The organism is Bradyrhizobium sp. P5_C12 (genome assembly GCF_054049735.1).
The window spans coordinates 17,391-33,521 of sequence record NZ_JBFULU010000008.1; the positions used below are offsets into that span (position 1 = coordinate 17,391).

15 protein-coding genes and 1 pseudogene are annotated in these 16,131 nt (G+C 65.1%); 11 read left to right on the forward strand and 5 right to left on the reverse strand.

Annotation, left to right across the window (positions count from 1 at the left end):
- The first annotated feature begins 111 nt into the window (after window positions 1-111).
- Window positions 112-555, forward strand: coding sequence for a DUF5330 domain-containing protein (locus ACXJMY_RS09705; protein WP_456619100.1), 444 nt, complete (start codon window positions 112-114; stop codon window positions 553-555).
- A gap of 67 nt (window positions 556-622) precedes the next feature.
- Window positions 623-1,051 carry a SufE family protein gene (locus ACXJMY_RS09710; protein WP_456619101.1) on the forward strand — a complete coding sequence of 143 codons (429 nt, stop codon included), beginning with the start codon at window positions 623-625 and terminating at the stop codon, window positions 1,049-1,051.
- A gap of 117 nt (window positions 1,052-1,168) precedes the next feature.
- On the opposite strand, the gene ACXJMY_RS09715 is transcribed toward ACXJMY_RS09710, so the two are convergent.
- Together ACXJMY_RS09715 and ACXJMY_RS09720 are read right to left on the reverse strand one after the other, a co-directional pair.
- The gene (locus tag ACXJMY_RS09715) at window positions 1,169-1,585 is read right to left on the reverse strand and encodes a MucR family transcriptional regulator (RefSeq protein WP_456619102.1); all 417 of its coding nucleotides are present in this window, start codon (window positions 1,583-1,585) and stop codon (window positions 1,169-1,171) included.
- Between the two features lie 161 nt (window positions 1,586-1,746).
- Window positions 1,747-2,589 (reverse strand): DUF308 domain-containing protein, encoded by an 843-nt coding sequence (locus tag ACXJMY_RS09720; RefSeq protein WP_456619103.1) that lies wholly within the window; start codon window positions 2,587-2,589, stop codon window positions 1,747-1,749.
- A 311-nt stretch (window positions 2,590-2,900) separates the two neighbouring features.
- Here ACXJMY_RS09720 and ACXJMY_RS09725 point away from each other — a divergent pair, with 311 nt between their 5' ends.
- Together ACXJMY_RS09725 and ACXJMY_RS09730 are read left to right on the forward strand one after the other, a co-directional pair.
- Window positions 2,901-4,550, forward strand: a complete 1,650-nt coding sequence (locus ACXJMY_RS09725; RefSeq protein ID WP_456619104.1) for a glycosyltransferase family 39 protein — start codon at window positions 2,901-2,903, stop codon at window positions 4,548-4,550.
- A 203-nt stretch (window positions 4,551-4,753) separates the two neighbouring features.
- Window positions 4,754-5,533 (forward strand): class II aldolase/adducin family protein, encoded by a 780-nt coding sequence (locus tag ACXJMY_RS09730; RefSeq protein ID WP_211382902.1) that lies wholly within the window; start codon window positions 4,754-4,756, stop codon window positions 5,531-5,533.
- A 544-nt stretch (window positions 5,534-6,077) separates the two neighbouring features.
- On the opposite strand, the gene ACXJMY_RS09735 is transcribed toward ACXJMY_RS09730, so the two are convergent.
- The 3 genes from ACXJMY_RS09735 to ACXJMY_RS09745 all read right to left on the reverse strand — a co-directional run bounded on the left by ACXJMY_RS09735 (window position 6,078) and on the right by ACXJMY_RS09745 (window position 10,704).
- Window positions 6,078-7,472: a M20/M25/M40 family metallo-hydrolase gene (locus ACXJMY_RS09735; protein WP_456619105.1), complete on the reverse strand. Its 1,395-nt coding sequence runs from the start codon at window positions 7,470-7,472 to the stop codon at window positions 6,078-6,080.
- Window positions 7,473-7,508: 36 nt separating this feature from the next.
- On the reverse strand, window positions 7,509-8,792 hold the full coding sequence (locus ACXJMY_RS09740; RefSeq protein WP_456619106.1) for a glycosyltransferase family 87 protein: 1,284 nt from the start codon (window positions 8,790-8,792) through the stop codon (window positions 7,509-7,511).
- A 289-nt stretch (window positions 8,793-9,081) separates the two neighbouring features.
- A complete protein-coding gene (locus ACXJMY_RS09745; protein ID WP_456619107.1) occupies window positions 9,082-10,704 on the reverse strand; it encodes a helicase HerA-like domain-containing protein in 1,623 nt (540 codons plus the stop codon).
- Window positions 10,705-11,056: 352 nt separating this feature from the next.
- On the opposite strand from ACXJMY_RS09745, the gene ACXJMY_RS09750 reads away from it, so the two are divergent.
- The 7 genes and pseudogenes from ACXJMY_RS09750 to ACXJMY_RS09780 all read left to right on the forward strand — a co-directional run bounded on the left by ACXJMY_RS09750 (window position 11,057) and on the right by ACXJMY_RS09780 (window position 16,098).
- Window positions 11,057-11,422 (forward strand): DUF2267 domain-containing protein, encoded by a 366-nt coding sequence (locus tag ACXJMY_RS09750; protein WP_456619108.1) that lies wholly within the window; start codon window positions 11,057-11,059, stop codon window positions 11,420-11,422.
- A gap of 24 nt (window positions 11,423-11,446) precedes the next feature.
- A complete protein-coding gene (locus ACXJMY_RS09755) occupies window positions 11,447-11,854 on the forward strand; it encodes a DUF4332 domain-containing protein (RefSeq protein ID WP_456619109.1) in 408 nt (135 codons plus the stop codon).
- Window positions 11,855-12,049: 195 nt separating this feature from the next.
- Window positions 12,050-12,829: pseudogene (gene folP / locus ACXJMY_RS09760) on the forward strand (dihydropteroate synthase); the annotation flags it as partial.
- A complete protein-coding gene (gene folB / locus ACXJMY_RS09765; RefSeq protein WP_027544155.1) occupies window positions 12,826-13,194 on the forward strand; it encodes a dihydroneopterin aldolase in 369 nt (122 codons plus the stop codon). The pseudogene folP and the gene folB, both read left to right, overlap by 4 nt.
- Complete coding sequence (gene folK / locus ACXJMY_RS09770) at window positions 13,194-13,685, forward strand: 2-amino-4-hydroxy-6-hydroxymethyldihydropteridine diphosphokinase (protein WP_456619110.1); 492 nt, start codon at window positions 13,194-13,196, stop codon at window positions 13,683-13,685. The genes folB and folK overlap by 1 nt, the downstream gene beginning before the upstream one ends.
- 80 nt (window positions 13,686-13,765) lie before the next feature.
- Window positions 13,766-15,637: a methylmalonyl-CoA mutase family protein gene (locus ACXJMY_RS09775; protein ID WP_456619111.1), complete on the forward strand. Its 1,872-nt coding sequence runs from the start codon at window positions 13,766-13,768 to the stop codon at window positions 15,635-15,637.
- Entirely contained in the window at window positions 15,634-16,098 is a 465-nt protein-coding gene (locus ACXJMY_RS09780) for a GFA family protein (protein ID WP_456619112.1), read from the forward strand. The genes ACXJMY_RS09775 and ACXJMY_RS09780 overlap by 4 nt, the downstream gene beginning before the upstream one ends.
- Window positions 16,099-16,131: the final 33 nt, after the last annotated feature.

The window sequence follows — 16,131 nt, forward strand, 5'->3', positions numbered from 1 at the left end:
CAAATTTTCCGCGAATTAAGCTCAAGGCAATCACTTGCGATTTATCCAGAGTTGCTAGGTCGGACGCCTCGCGGGCATCGCCGTGGCGGGATCTAACACACAGGTCGCAAGATGCGCTTTCTGCTCCGCATCACATTCTGGCTCGGGCTGGTGCTGGTGCTCCTGCCGCGGGACAAGACACCCGAATCGGAGAAGTTGCCGCAGATCGGCGCTGCCGATGCGGTGCAGGCTGCGACCGCGGCCGTCTCCGACATGACCCAGTTCTGCAAGCGCCAGCCGGCGGCCTGCGAGGTCGGCGGACAGGCCGCGACCATCATCGGCCAGCGCGCGCAGGACGGAGCGCGGAAGATCTACCAGATCATCAACGACAAGAAAGAGCACATCACCAACGACAAGATCGACAAGAGCGACAAGAACGACAAGAAGGCGCCCGACCATACCGGTTCGATCGCGCTGGCCGGCGAAGGCGATGCCGCATCGAGCGAGATGCCGCGCGATACCCTGTCCCAGGACGACCTCGCGCTGGAATGGCGCGGGCCGAGCCCAGCGAATTAGGGCTCAAACCCTATCGATTTCACGCGCATGCATCCCTATATTGGCCTGAACGGGAACACAGGCCAGCATGACGACGATCGACGAAATCAGAGACAATTTCGAGCTTCTGGACGAGTGGGACGACCGCTACCGGTACGTCATCGAGCTCGGCCGCACCCTGGAACCGCTGCCCGAGGCGGAGCACTCCGCCGCCAACAAGGTGCAGGGCTGCGTCAGCCAGGTCTGGCTCGCCAAGCACGTCGACCGCAGCGGCGGCGCACCGCGCCTGAAATATCTTGGCGACAGCGACGCGCATATCGTGCGCGGGCTGGTCGCGATCGTGCTCTCGCTCTATTCGGGCCGTACGCCGCAGGAGATTCTCGCGACCGACGCCATCGCCGTGTTCAACGAGTTCGGCTTTCGCGACCATCTGACGCCGCAGCGCTCCAACGGGCTGCGCTCGATGGTCAACCGCATCAAGGCCGATGCGAAAGAGGCGCTCGCGGACGCCTCGTAAGGAGCTTCGTAGGGTGGGCAAAGCGGAGCGTGCCCACCATTCCGAGCGAGATCGACGAAAGCTGGTGGGCACGGCGCTGCGCGCCTTTGCCCACCCTACGAAATCCGGGACCCGGCTCTACTTCCGCTTCCGCTGCTGCTGTCCCAGCCCCATCTTCTTCGCCAGTTGCGAGCGCGCCACCGCATAGTTCGGCGCGACCATGGGATAGTCGGCCGGCAGGCCCCATTTCTCGCGATATTGCTCCGGGGTCATGTTGTACTGGGTGCGCAGATGGCGCTTCAGCGACTTGAAGCGCTTGCCGTCCTCCAGACACACCAGATAGTCCGGCGCGATCGACTTCTTCAGCGACACCGCCGGTTTCGCGGGCTCGAGCGGCGCCGTCTCGTTGCGGCCCGACGAGACCCGCACCAATGCGCCGTGCACCTGGCTGATCAGGTTCGGGATCTCGGCGGCCGGCGTCGGATTGCTGCTGAGATAGGCCGACACGATGTTCGCGGTCAGCTCGATGAAATTCTTAGCCCCGGCATCCGACATGGACCCGACCTTTCTCCGCCCTGCGTCTCTCGCACGGGATTGACGACGCCAAAGTATTCCGTGTCAACAATACGTTCGGCTGAAATGTGACGACTGACCAATATGGACTGATTACTGACGGGGTGACGGGAAGACGGCGATTTACTTGACCCGCGGGCCGCTCAGGACCGCTGGTCGAGGTGGGCGCGCAGCTCGTCGATCGAGGCGAAGCGCATCATGCCCTCCGGCATCTGCGCCTCGATCGAGCCGTCGGAATAGAGCGAATAGGCCATGCCGTCGACGATACCGGATTTGAGCACGGTGACCTGCGGCTGCTCGGCCGGCGGCGGCTCAGGCTCAGGCTGAGGCGCGGCGGTCTCGAAGGTCGACGGCGTGCGCGGCGGCGGACGCCGCGGCGCGGCCGGCGGCTCCGATGGCCGCGCACGGTCCGGCTTCGGCCAGGCATCATCGAAGCTCGCCGGCGGGACGTCCGGCGCGGCAGGCTCGTCGTGCGGCGGCGGGCCATCGGGGGCCTTCGCCTGTGCACGCTCGCGCTCCTTGCGGGAGGTCGAGGCGAACAGCAGGTTGCGCCGGCGCGGGGCTTCCGCTGCCGGCGGAGGCGCTTCCGGCGGCTCCTCGAGCCGCGGGCGCTCGCGAGCGGCCGCCTCACCCAGCCACGGCGGTGGCGCGGCGGACGCTGGCGCAGCCGGCGGCTCGGCCTTCACCGCAGGAGCAGGCACCGCCAAGTCGGGCGCGGCCGCGCCAGGCATCGCCAGACCCGGCAGCACCGGCCTGACCCGAACGTCCGATGGAGCGGTTGAACCGGCCAGCCGGCGCGCAATGCCCCTCAGCTCCAGCACCACCACGTGGAGGCCGACCAGTAACATTCCGGAGCAGACGCCGATCGTGCCGGCGATTATGAGGGTACTGCCGAGGCTGAAATCCCTGACGGTGTAGCCGAATAAGACCGCAAGGAGGCCCGCCACAACGGCGACTATCCCAGCGATCAGCAATGCCAAGGTCATCGAACTCACCCCCGGCCGCGCACCCATGCGCGACACCGTCACGCCAAGATACCGTCTTCCTGCGTTCCTCGCCAACGACCAATTGCCCACGCCGTTCCTAAAGGGAAGGAAATCAGAGACTTATTCACATTCCCTTCAGCTACGGCTCGTTACTCTTAACAGGCTTCGAGTTGCCTGGATTTGCTGCGTCGCATCAGGAATTTAGCCATAATGCCCAATTACTTGGTAATGGAACTGCGCTATAGGGAGTCCGGGGTAGAGGCCCGCGCGCACCGGCAGGGCCGAGAGGGGATTCCGGGTCACCAATAGCCATGACATCCATCACGACTTCGGCGATCGACACGCCTCTCCGGCGCTCGGTTGAACGGACTTGCGACGATCTCGCCATGCTGGTGCTGGCCGCGGTCGCCGTCACCGCCGGCCTGACCTTCCGCGACTACGGGCTCGGCTGGGACGATTACACGCACGCTGAATATGCCGACCTGCTGCTGCGCATGTTCGGTTCCGGCTTCAAGGACACCGCGGCGCTCTCCTTCGCCAACCTCTATATGTACGGCGGCGGCTTCGACATGGTCGCGGCCCTCCTGCACAAGGTCATTCCGCTCGAGCTGTTCGAGACGCGGCGTCTGCTCGGCGCCATCGTCGGTGTGATCGGGCTTGCGGTGACGTGGCGGCTCGGCCGCCGCATTGGCGGACCGCTTGCCGGTCTTGCCTCACTCCTGCTGCTCGCGCTCTGCCCGATCTTCTACGGCCACATGTTCATGAACCCGAAGGACGCGCCCTTCGCGGTGGCCATGATCATCCTGATGCTGGGCCTCGTACGTCTGGCCGAAGAATATCCGCAGCCGTCGCCGCGCACGATCCTGATCGTCGGCCTGGGTGCCGGCCTCTCGCTCGGCTGCCGCGTCCTCGGCGGCCTCGCGCTGGTCTACGCCATGATCGGCTTCATGCCGTTGTTCCTGGAGGAGCTGCGCACCGAAGGCGTCCGCGAGGCAGCCCGCCGCTTCGCCCATGTCGTCTACATCCTGCTCCCCGGCCTCGTGTTCGGCTATCTCGTGATGGGCCTGATCTGGCCGTGGTCGATCATGGAGCCCGGCAATCCCTTCGAGGCGCTGACCTACTTCTCGCACTTCTTCGAAAAACCCTGGAAGGAAATGTTCGACGGCGCGATCGTGTCCGTGCCCGACATGCCCTGGTCCTATCTGCCGACGCTGTTCGCGCTGCAACTGCCCGAGGTGATGCTGGTGCTGATGGGCGGCGCCGTCGTCAGCACCTTCGCCATGCTGCCGCGCCGCGAGGTTCCGGCCCGCCGCAAGACCGTCCTGTTGATGCTGACGCTGGCGGCGACCCTGCCGCTCGCGATCGCGATGGTGAAGCGGCCGGCGCTGTACAACGGCATCCGCCATTTCGTCTTCGTGATCCCGCCGATGGCGGTGCTCGGTGGCGTCGCCTTCGGCTGGGCCATGGAGCGCCTGCGCACCAACCACCGCACCTGGCAGCCCGTCGTGCTCGCCACCTTCTGCTTCGGGCTGGCGCTGTCGCTCGCCGAGATGATCCGGCTGCATCCCTATCAGTACACGCATTTCAACCACATCGCCGGCACCGTGCGCGGCGCCGACGACCGCTTCATGCTGGACTATTGGGGCCTTGCGCTGAAGCAGGCCTCGGACGAACTGCGCGAGCAGATCGTCGAGCGGCAGGAAGTGGCGCCGGGCAACCGCAAATGGAAGGTCGCGGTGTGCGGCCCGCAGCGACCTGCCCAGGTCGCGCTCGGGCCCGACTTCACCATCGGCTGGGATTCCAATGCGGCCGATTTCGCGATGACGCTCGGCGAGTTCTACTGCAAGGGCCTCACCGCGCCGGTCATGGTCGAGATCAAGCGCGACGACGTGGTGTTCGCCCGCGTCTACGACATCCGCGGCCGCAGCATTTCCAGCCTGCTGTCGATCCCGGCGCCGTAATATCGTTATCCGATCGGGCGGCCGCGGAGACGAAACATCACTCCGGCCACCGTCGGATGGTTCTGAAATCCGGAACCTCGCCCTCCGCATATCGTCTCGCTCATGCGGGCTACGCTTGACTGCCGCGCTTTGTGCGCCTTGCCGCCAGCCCGCGGCAAGACTAGGCTCCCTCCCCGCAACAACGATGTTCGGAGAGATTTGCCATGTCGCCAGCGGAAGCGCGCCTGAAAGAAGTGCCGTCGAACATGACGGAGGCGGAGTGGCAGCAACGGGTCAATCTCGCCGCCTGCTATCGTCTGGTCGCGCTGTACGGCTGGGACGATCTGGTCGACACCCACATCTCCGCGCGCGTGCCCGGACCGGACCATCACTTCCTCATCAACCCCTACGGGCTGATGTTCGACGAGATCACGGCGTCGAGCCTCGTCAAGGTCGATTTGCACGGCAACCAGCTCTCCGAGAGCGAGTACAGCATCAACCCGGCCGGCTTCACCATCCATTCGGCGATCCACGAGGTGCGCGAGGACGCGATCTGCGTGCTGCATCTCCACACCCTCGACGGCACCGCGGTGTCGAGCAGCGCCGAAGGCCTGTTGCCGCTGAACCAGACCGCCCAGCTCGTCACCCACGACCTCGCCTATCACGACTATGAAGGCATCGCGCTCGACCATGACGAGCGGCCGCGGCTCCAGAAGGACCTCGGCGACCACAATCACATGCTGCTGCGCAACCATGGCACGCTGACGGTCGGCCGCTCGGTCGCCTCCGCCTTCGAGCGCATGTATCACCTCGAGCGCGCCTGCTCGATGCAGGTGCGCACGCGCGCGCTGGGCACGCCGGTCTACCCCGTCGACGACGTCGCGATCGACAAGAACACCGAGCTGCTCGCCAACCGCGACCGCGCCGAGTTGCGCGCCACCAACCTGGTGTGGCCGCCGCTGCTGCGCAAGCTGGACCGCGAGCTTCCGGGCTACCGGTCTTGAGATTTTTGCGGTTTGGTGTAGAGTAGTTCTCAACACCCTCTGCACGTTTCGGAATGAAACGCCGCCCAATTCCGGGCGGCGTTTTTATTTGGCGGGCTGCGGGCGCAATCACCACCGTCACCCTGAGGTGCTCGCCTCTTCGGCGAGCCTCGAAGGGCGACGGCCCGGCTGCATCGGGGCCGTGCATCCTTCGAGGCTCACCGTGAAGCGCGTTGCGCTCCACGGCTCGCACCTCAGGATGACGGGAGGCGCAATTGGGGCATTGCCAACCTCGTAGGGTGGGTTAGCGAAGCGTAATCCACCATGTATCCGCGCGTGCGGAACGAAGTTGGTGGATTACGCCTGCGGCTAATCCACCCTACGGCACCGAGGATGAAGCTCTTGTAGGGTGGGCAAAGCGAAGCGTGCCCACCTTTTCTATCGCGATCCGGGACGGATGGTGGGCACGGCGCTTCGCGCCTTTGCCCACCCTACGGCACTCGTACAACAATCTCCGGATTCCGGGTTCGCCTCTTCGAGGCGCCCCGGAATGACCGTTGCGCGGTCACTTCACCTCCGCCAGCGCGGCGAGGATGCGGGCCCAGGAGCGGATGCCCTTCTGGAAGCTCCGCAGGTCGTACTTCTCGTTCGGCGAGTGGATGTTGTCGTCATCGAGCCCGAAGCCGACGAGCAGCGAGTCGAGCCCAAGCGTGCGCTTGAAGTCGGCGACGATCGGGATCGAGGCGCCCGAGCCCATCAGCACGGTCTCCTTGCCCCATTCCTCGGTCAGCGCCGTCTTGGCGGYGGCGAGCGGCTTCATGTTCCAGTCGAGCGCGATGGCGGCGCCGGCCGAATGGTCGCCGAACTCGACCTTGCAGTCGCCGGGAATCCGCGCCGACACGTAGTCGCGAAACAGCTTGCGTATCCTGGCGGGGTCCTGTCCCTCGACCAGGCGGAACGAGACCTTGGCCGAGGCATGCGACGGGATCACCGTCTTGGACCCCTCGCCGATATAGCCGCCCCAGATGCCGTTGACGTCGCAGGTTGGACGCGTCGAGGCCTGCTCGATCAGGAGCCGGCCCTTCTCGCCGGCCGGGATCGACAGCCCGATCGGCTCGAGGAACGTCTTGGGCGTGAAGTCGAGCTTCTTCCACTGCGCCAGGATGTCCGCCGGCGTATCCTTCACGCCGTCATAGAAGCCGGGAATGGTGATGCGGTTGTCGTCGTCGAACAGGCTGCCCAGAATTTTGGTCAACACCCGGATCGGGTTCATCGCGCTGCCGCCGAACACGCCGGAATGCAGGTCGCGATTGGCGGCGGTGATCTTCACCTCTTCATAGAGCAGGCCGCGCAGCGACGTCGTGATCGCCGGCGTGTTGCGGTCCCACATCCCGGTGTCGCAGACCAGTACATAGTCGGCCTTGAACTCGTCCTTGTTGGCCTCGATGAAGGGCACGAAATTCTTCGAGCCGACCTCCTCCTCGCCTTCGATCAGGAAGGTGATGTCGATCGGCAGCGAGCCCGTCACTTTCTTCCAGGCGCGGCAGGCCTCGACGAAGGTCATCACCTGCCCCTTGTCGTCCTCGGCGCCGCGCGCGACGATGATCTTGCGGCCGTCGGCATGGTCGGTGACCGCAGGCTCGAACGGCGGACGGTGCCAGAGATCGAGCGGGTCGACCGGCTGGACGTCGTAATGGCCGTAGAACAGCACGTGCGGCCGCCCGCCCGCCTTGGCCTTGCCGACGACGGCGGGATGGCCGGCAGTCGGCCTCACCTCGGTCGCGACACCGAGGCTCGCGATGTCCTTGGCGAGATGCTCGGCCGCAGCCTTGCAATCGGCCGCGAAGGCCGGATCCGCCGAGATCGACTTGATCCGCAACAGCGAGAACAGGCGCTCCAGGCTGTTGTCGAAATCCTTGTCGATGTGGTCGAGCACGGATTGAAGCTGCGCATTGGCCATGGTCGTGTTCCTGACTGTGGATCTCGATATGTCTTCTTAGGACGTGTTGGGTTTTAGCCCTGCCGCGGCGTCGGAGCTAGCCACAACCGGCGGATGCCGGATGTGCCAGGCGAGGCAACCGGCGAGGACGGCCGTGGCGATGAGATTATTGCCCCAGGCCTGGATCTCGTTGGGTAACCACGGCAGCGCCAGCAGCATGAGGATGCCGGCCGCACCCAGGGCAAGCCAGGTTCCCAGGCGCACATTCGCCCGCTCGTCGAAGGCGGCGCGATGCATCAGCACCGTCATCGGGAAGAACAGCCACATGAAGTAGTATTGCCGCGCCAGGGGCGAGGCCACCGTCATCAGGCAGAACAGGATGCCGAGCTCCTCGGCATCCGAGCGCGCCGTTCGCCGCGATTGCCGTGGCATCACCGCGACGAAGCCGAGCCCGAGCAACGCCGACACCGCGAGCACGATCCAGTTCGCCGTCCGGTAATCGACGTCGATGACATTCATCGTGCGCGGCGGCTTGTTGGGATCCTCCTGATTGTAGTTGATCGGCCGGACCAGGCGGTGCGTGACGGCAATGAGGGACTGGTTGACCCACGACCAGTTCTGCTCGTCGCGCTGGCCAAAGCCCTTTTCCGAGCTCGAGCCGACCATGCCCTGGTACCAGGTCTTGAGCTCGGCCGCGTTGCGCTCGAAGCCGCGAATTGGCGCCGGCACGACATAGAGAAGGATGCCGGTGAAGGCGACCGTCGCGACGACGGCCGCCCATTTCCGCCGCCAGACCAGATAAGGCAGCACCGCGATCGGAAACACCTTGATGGCGGTGGCGAGCGCGAACATGAAGCCCGCGAGCCAGGAGCGCCCACGCTGCAACAACCAGAAGCCCCAGAGCATCATCGCCAGCAGCACGAGGTTCGGCTGGCCGAGGTCGAACATGTCGAACACGAAGGTCACGGTGACGATGGCCGGCAGCGCTTCGAGCCACGGGCCGGGCCTGCGGCCCGATCCCGTCATGGCATTGGAGAATATGCCCGTGTACCACCATGCCGCCACGTTCAGGATCGACAGCACGATATAGAGCGGGATCTTGCCGAACCAGCTCGGGATCGCCAGCAGGATCGCCGGCAGCGGTGGATAGATGAATTCGAAATACTCGCCGATCTTGTCGGGATAGAGCGACCCGCCGTGGAGGACCTGCTGTCCGGCCCAGTACCACAGCCCATAATCCTTGGTCTTGCCGTGGCCGAAGATCTCGGGAACGAGCACGTCGGCGGTCAGGAGGACGCAGCAGAACAGGAAGAGCAGATCGAGCGGCGCGCGCAGCGACAAGGCTCTGTGCGGGCCGAGTTTGTCTGATAGATTCGGTGGTGTCACATTATGTCCCGTGGGCAACAAATAGCACGTAGCAGACCGACGGACGCTTGGAGAGTCCCCCTCTCCTGAATTTGTGGTGTTCGGCCTCGCCCGGCGTGCTGGGCAATCGCATCTACGTTCTTCGAGTGCAAGTAGGGCGTGGATGGCCGGGACATAGTCGAGCGGAAGCGACGCCGTCCTTCGGACGGCTATGCCCGGCCATGACGCTGTGGAGGCTTGAGTGCCTCAAACGCGGCTTCTCTGCCTACCGACGCAGCAATCCGCCGAGCGCGCCGCGGACCAGCGTGCGGCCGATCGAGCCGCCGATCTGACCACCGACCGATTTGCCGATATTGGCCGCCATCCCGCCGATCACCTGATTGGTGACCGATCGCGTCACGTCGCGCGCAATGACCTGGCCGGCCGACAAGCGGCCGCGCTTGACATTGGTGCCGAAGATGGTGCCGACGATCGAGCCGATCTGGCCGAGGATGCCGCCACCTCCGCCGGCCGCGCCGGCATCGGCAGTCGCAGCCGTGCCGGCAATGCGCTTCTGGATCATCTCGTAGGCGGACTCTTCATCGACGGCGGTGTCGTATTTGCCCTTCACCGGGCTCGCATCCATGATCGCCTTGCGCTCTTCCGGCGTGATCGGCCCGATCCGGGCCGAGGGCGGACGGATCATCACCCGCTCGACCATCGCCGGTGTGCCGTTGCCTTCGAGGAAGGACACCAGCGCCTCGCCCTTGCCGAGCTCCATGATCACCTTGGTGGTGTCGAGCTTCGGGTTGGGCCGGAAGGTCTGGGCTGCGGCCGCGACCGCCTTCTGGTCGCGCGGGGTGAAGGCGCGCAGCGCGTGCTGCACCCGATTGCCCAATTGCCCGAGCACGCGGTCGGGCACGTCGATGGGGTTCTGCGTCACGAAATAGACGCCGACGCCCTTGGAGCGGATCAGGCGCACCACCTGCTCGATCTTGTCCATCAGCGCCTTCGGCGCGTCGTTGAACAGCAGATGCGCCTCATCGAAGAAGAACACCAGCTTCGGCTTGGGCGGATCGCCGGCCTCGGGCAGTTCTTCGAACAATTCCGACAGCATCCACAGCAGGAATGTCGCGTAAAGCCGTGGGCTCTGCATCAGCTTGTCGGCGACGAGGATGTTGACCATGCCGCGGCCGTCGCGGTCGGTCCTCATGAAGTCCTTCAGCGTCAGCGCCGGCTCACCGAAGAATTTGGTGCCGCCCTGGTTCTCCAATACGAGGAGCTGGCGCTGGATGGTGCCGACGGTGGCCTTGGTGACGTTGCCGAACCCCTGGGCGGCTTTCCGGATGTCGGCAAGCGGATCAGCGGCCGCGTCCGGCCCCTTCTTGCCGCTGTCGGGCACGATGGCATCGAGCAGCGCGCGCAGATCCTTCATGTCGATCAGGACAAGGCCGTTGTCGTCGGCGACGCGGAAGGCGACGTTGAGCACGCCTTCCTGCACGTCGTTGAGATCGAGCATGYGCGCGAGCAGAAGCGGTCCCATCTCGGTGACGGTAGCCCGTACCGGGTGGCCCTGCTCGCCGAACACATCCCAGAACACCGTCGAGAACTGGTCGGGCTGGAACGTCAACCCCATCGCGGTGGCGCGCTTGACGATGAAGTCCGCGGGCACGCCGACCTCGGAGATGCCGGACAGGTCGCCCTTGATGTCGGCGGCGAACACCGGAACACCGGCGCGCGCAAAACCTTCCGCCATCACCTGCAGCGATACTGTCTTGCCGGTTCCGGTTGCACCGGTGACGAGGCCGTGGCGATTGGCGAGCGCCAGTGTCAGCCAGGCCTGCTGGTCTCCCTTGCCGACGAATATCTTGTCGTCGGTGTCGCCGAGCTTGCTGTCCTGTGCCGTCATTTATTTTCTCTGATGTTTCTGCGGGTGTTTCGCGTATCGAAACTCACGCGCTCCAGTCCCGTAGTTTAACGCATGTCGCGTCCCGATTAAAACCGTTCAACGCGATCCGAACATGCGACATTGTCGGAGGCCGCATGGATGACGTCCGCCGAAAGTCGGAACGGTGCGTTCGCACCGCGGCAATTTGTTGCTGATTTCATCTCCACTCTTGCATCGCTGCAACACTTTTCGCGCGATCGAAGATGAATCGCGACGTCGCGTGCGTTCATCGCTTGTATTTCACACCGCACCGGCTCAAGATCGTTCTTCGAAAGTAAATTTCCGGACGCAGRCCGGCTGAGGGGCGGGGCTAATGGACGAGCTGATCGGGCGGCTGGCGACAAACGCCAGCATAGATAGTGCTGTCGCTGAAAAGACCGTCGGCATTATCCTGGGCTTCCTCCGCAGCGAGGGTCCTTCCGACAGCGTCCAGGCCCTCATCGACCAGATTCCAGGTGCAGAAGCGGCGATCGAGGCGTCCACGAGCGGCGGCGGACTGTCGCGGCTGATGGGCGGCGGCCTGATGGCCGTCGGCACGCGCCTGATGGGCCTGGGACTCGGCATGTCCGACATTCAGAACGTCGCCCGTGAACTTTTTCGCTTCGGCCGAGACAAAATCGGAGCGGATCGAATGGGCAAGATCATCGCGGGGACGCCGGGCCTCGGCCAGTTCGCCTGAAGCGCGCATTTCATACCGAGTATCATGACATATCCGATCTCCGAGATTGAGGGCCTGTCCGCCTTTGCCGCTGGCAAACTGAAGGCACAGGGCATTCGCACCACCGATGCGTTGCTCGAGGCGGCCTCAACCGTGAAGGGCCGCAAGGCGCTCTCCGCCAAGACCGGCATCAGCGAGCAGCTGCTGCTGGAATGGGCCAACGTCTCCGACTACATGCGCATCCCCGGCATGGGCAGGGCCAAGGTCGGCCTGGTCCGCGCCGCCGGCGTCACCACCGTGCGCGAGCTCTCCTATCGGAATCCGGCAAGGCTCGCCCAGAGCATGCGGGAAGCCAACGAGAAGAAGAAGCTCGTCCGCATCCTGCCCTCGGAAAAGTCGGTCGGCGATATCATCGCCAAGGCCAAGAAGCTGCCGCCGAAGATCACGTATTAGGGCTGCTTCTCTCCACGTACGGATTGCCGCGCAAAATTCTCGGTGTCGTCCCGGCGAAGGCCGGGACCCATACCGCGGAATCTATCGATTGTAGGCGGTAGGCGTACCGAACGCCGAATCTTCGCCAAACTCCTCCCTGTGGTTATGGGTCCCGGCCTTCGCCGGGACGACACCGAGAATTTTGCGCGGCAATCCGTTCCGGCGGTGATGGGCGTGCTCAACATCACCCCGGATTCATTTTCCGATGGCGGGCGGTTCATCGCACCCGACCAGGCGCTGGTGCAGGCGCGGGCGATGATCGAGGCCGGCGTCGACATCATCGACATCGGCGCCGAATCCACCCGGCCCTACACGGGTGCCCGGCCGGTCACGGTGGATGACGAGCTTGCCCGGCTGAAGCCGGTCCTGGCTGATGTGGTGGCGCTCGGCGTGCCGGTGTCGATCGACAGCATGAAGGCGGAGGTGGTCGCCTTCGCGCTCGACCAGGGCGCCATGATCGCCAACGACGTCTGGGGCCTGCAACGCGATGCCGGCATGGCGCCGCTGGTGGCCGCGAGAGGCGTCCCGGTCATCGTCATGCACAACCGCGACAGCGTCGATCCCGCCATCGACATCATCGCGGAGATGAAGGTGTTCTTTCAGCGCTCGCTGCAGATCGCCGCACAGGTCGGCATTGCGCGCGAAAAAATCGTGCTCGATCCCGGCATCGGCTTCGGCAAGACCGCCGAGCAGAGCATGATCGCGCTGGCGCGGCTGCGTGAATTCGACGTATTCGGCCTGCCAATCCTGGTCGGTGCCTCGCGAAAACGCTTCATCGCCTCGGTGTCGCCGTCGGAGCCGTCGGGCCGGCTCGCCGGCTCGATCGCCGCGCACCTCATCGCCGCACAGCGCGGCGCCAGGATCATCCGGACCCATGACGTCGCCGAGACCTTGCAGGCCTTGCGGGTGGCGCACGCAATCGAGAGCAAGCAATGACCGATACGATCTTCGTGACCGGCCTGTCGATTCATGCCCGCCACGGCGTGATGGATCACGAAACCGAAGTCGGCCAGCGTTTTGTCATTGACCTCGAACTCTATACCGACCTGTCGGAGCCTTCGCGCACCGACCGGCTCGCCGACACGGTGTCATACGCCGAAGTCGTGGCGACCACGACGGCGGCGTTCAAGAACACCAACTACAAGCTCTTGGAGCGCGCGGCCGGCGCGGTGGCCGACGCCATCCTGTCGCACTTCCCGCGCATCCGCGCGGTGAAGATCACCGTGCACAAGCCGCATGCGCCGATCGCGGCGATCTTCGACGACGTCGGCATCATGCTGACGCGCTCGCGGCATCCCTGATGGCGAGCGTCCTCATTGCGCTCGGCGGCAATGTCGGCGATGTCCGCGCGACGTTCGGGAAAGCGATCGCCCATATCTGCGGCATGGCGCAGGCCGCGCTGATCGCGCGCTCGTCGGACTATGCGACGCCGCCCTGGGGCGACGAGAACCAGGATCCCTTCATCAATGCCTGCGTCGAGATCGAGACCAGCCTCGACCCGCACGCGCTGCTGTTCGTGATGCAGAAGGTCGAGCAGAAATTCGGCCGCACGCGGACCAAGGAGCGGCGCTGGGGACCGCGCACGCTCGATCTCGACATGATCGCCTATGACGATGTGTCGTTCCAGAAGCCCGATTTGACGCTGCCGCATCCGCACCTGTTCGAGCGCGCCTTCGTGCTGGTGCCGCTGGCCGAGATCGCGCCCGACCGCGTCATCGGCGGCATCCGCGTTCGTGACGGGCTCGCCAGCGTCTCGACGCAAGGCATTGAGCGGCTTCCGGATACCGGTTAACCAAAAACAACCGTTTGCAGGGGCGGCCGGCCGTGGCAATTTCGCCTGCGAACGACAAGATTTTGGGAGCCCCTCGCCGCATGACCTCCGTGACCGACGACCTGCCGCTGGCGGCCGATTTTCCCAAGGCAACGGTCGACGACTGGCGCAAGCTGGTCGATGGCGTGCTCAAGGGCGCGCCGTTCGAGAAGCTGGTCGGCAAAACCTATGACGGGGTGAGGATCGACCCGCTCTATCCGCGCGCCAAGGGCGTCGCGCCGGTGGCGGGACGGCCAGCGGCAGCACCCTGGCAGGTCATGCAGCGGATCGACCATCCCGATGCGGCCGCCGCGAATGCGCAGGCGCTCGCCGATCTCGAGAATGGCGCAACGGGTCTTGCGCTGGTGTTCGCCGGCGGCAATGGCAGCCACGGCTTCGGCCTGGAACCGACGGCCGACGCGGTCGCGAAAATCTTGAAGGATATTCATCTCGATGCCGGTATCGGAATCGAGCTTCAGATCGGACCGCAATCGCGGATGGCGGCGATCCATGTCGCGGAATATGTGAAGAGCAACGGCATCGATCCCGCCGCCTGCGACATCCGCTTCGGGCTCGATCCGCTCGCAGCCGGCGCGGTGTGGGGCCACAGCCCTTATACCTGGGAGGAGATCGTTCCTGCCGTCACCGGCGGCATCAAGGGCCTCGCCGCGCTTGGCTTCAAGGGGCCGTTCGCGTCCGCCGACGGGCGCGTGATCCACGATGCCGGTGGATCGGAGGTGCAGGAGTTGGCCTTCGTGCTCGCCTGCGCCGTCGCCTATTTGCGCGCGATCGAAGGCGCCGGCGTTCCGCTGGAACAGGCGCAGGGCATGGTCTATGCGCGGCTTGCCGCGGATGCCGACCAGTTCCTCACGATGGCAAAGTTCCGCGCGCTGCGGCTCTTGTGGGCGCGTGTCGAAACGGCCTGCGGACTGACGCCAAAACCGCTGTTCATCGCCGCCGATACCGCCTGGCGCATGCTGACGCAGCGCGACCCTTACGTGAACATGCTGCGTGCGACCATCGCGACGTTTGCGGCGGGACTTGCCGGCGCCAATGCGATCACCGTGCTGCCGCACACGCTGGCGCTCGGACTGCCCGACCCGTTCGCGCGGCGCGTGGCGCGCAACACGCAAGCCCTGCTGCTGGAAGAGAGCAACCTCGCCAAGGTCAGCGATCCCGCGGCCGGCGCAGGCGGCATCGAGACGCTGACTTCGCAGCTGTGCGAGGCGGCCTGGGCGCTGTTCCAGGAGAGCGAGACAGCCGGCGGCGCCTTCGCCGCGCTTCAGCAGGGCGTGTTCCAGAGCAAGGTCGCGGCCACGCGAAAAGCGCGCGAGGCCAACATCGCAAAGCGCCGCGACGTGCTGACCGGTGCCAGCGAGTTTCCGAACCTGCAGGAGCGCGAGACGGCGGTGCTGAAGGCGACGCCGATTGCGCTCGCACCTTACGGCGAGCAGAAATACAAGTTCGACGCGCTGCTCCCGATCCGGCTTGCGGAACCGTTCGAGGCGCTCCGCGACAAATCGGACGCAACGTTGAAGGCGCGCGGCGCGCGGCCAAAGGTGTTTCTGGCCAATCTCGGCACGCCCGCCGACTTCACGGCGCGCGCGACCTTTGCAAAAAGCTTCTTCGAGGCCGGCGGCATCGAGGCCGTCGATAGCGAGGGCTTTGCCGATCCGGCGCCGCTCGCGGCCGCCTTCAAGGCCTCCGGCGCCGCGCTCGCCTGCCTTTGTTCCAGCGACAAGGTCTATGCGGACCGTGCCGAGGCCGCCGCCGGGGCCCTGCAAAAGGCCGGCGCGCGACATATCTATCTGGCAGGCCGCCCGACCAAGACTGAGGCGGCGCTGCGTGCAGCCGGCGTCACCGGCTTCGTCTTTGCCGGTGGCGATGCGCTTGCGACGCTGCAGGACGCCTATCGACGGATGGAGCAGCCATGACGGAAGCAGGCAAACCCGTTCTCACCGGCGGCTGCCAATGCGGCGCGGTCCGCTTTGCGGTCTCGGCGGCGCCGGCGAAGATCAGCATCTGTCATTGCCGGATGTGCCAGAAGGCGAGCGGTGCGCCGTTCGCCTCCTATGCCGATATCGAGAAGGGTGATTTCGCCTGGACCAAGGGCACGCCCTCTGCGTTCCGCTCCTCGTCCATCGCAATGCGCGATTTCTGCGCCGCCTGCGGCACGCCGCTGAGCTTCCGCCGCATCGACGGCCCGCGCATCGAGATCATGACCGGTGCGTTCGACCGGCCGGATCACGTGGTGCCGACTCGGCAATATGGAACAGAGTCGCGGCTTGGCTGGGTGGTCGGCATCGCCAATTTGCCGAGCCAGACCACGCAGCAGAATTACGGGCCGGAGAAGATGGCGACCATCGTCAGCCATCAGCATCCGGACCATGATTGAGGGCGACATGTCGAGGCCGCAACCGTGATAGGC

Bases quoted from the DNA above. Each gene is read 5' to 3' on its own strand.
- ACXJMY_RS09755 (WP_456619109.1), top strand. From the start codon at position 11,447: ATGACATATCCGATCTCCGAGATTGAGGGCCTGTCCGCCTTTGCCGCT.
- folK (WP_456619110.1), top strand. From the start codon at position 13,194: ATGGCGAGCGTCCTCATTGCGCTCGGCGGCAATGTCGGCGATGTCCGC.
- ACXJMY_RS09750 (WP_456619108.1), top strand. From the start codon at position 11,057: ATGGACGAGCTGATCGGGCGGCTGGCGACAAACGCCAGCATAGATAGT.
- ACXJMY_RS09710 (WP_456619101.1), top strand. From the start codon at position 623: ATGACGACGATCGACGAAATCAGAGACAATTTCGAGCTTCTGGACGAG.
- ACXJMY_RS09705 (WP_456619100.1), top strand. From the start codon at position 112: ATGCGCTTTCTGCTCCGCATCACATTCTGGCTCGGGCTGGTGCTGGTG.
- ACXJMY_RS09780 (WP_456619112.1), top strand. From the start codon at position 15,634: ATGACGGAAGCAGGCAAACCCGTTCTCACCGGCGGCTGCCAATGCGGC.
- ACXJMY_RS09720 (WP_456619103.1), bottom strand. From the start codon at position 2,589: ATGACCTTGGCATTGCTGATCGCTGGGATAGTCGCCGTTGTGGCGGGC.
- ACXJMY_RS09725 (WP_456619104.1), top strand. From the start codon at position 2,901: ATGACATCCATCACGACTTCGGCGATCGACACGCCTCTCCGGCGCTCG.
- folB (WP_027544155.1), top strand. From the start codon at position 12,826: ATGACCGATACGATCTTCGTGACCGGCCTGTCGATTCATGCCCGCCAC.
- ACXJMY_RS09775 (WP_456619111.1), top strand. From the start codon at position 13,766: ATGACCTCCGTGACCGACGACCTGCCGCTGGCGGCCGATTTTCCCAAG.
- ACXJMY_RS09730 (WP_211382902.1), top strand. From the start codon at position 4,754: ATGTCGCCAGCGGAAGCGCGCCTGAAAGAAGTGCCGTCGAACATGACG.
- ACXJMY_RS09715 (WP_456619102.1), bottom strand. From the start codon at position 1,585: ATGTCGGATGCCGGGGCTAAGAATTTCATCGAGCTGACCGCGAACATC.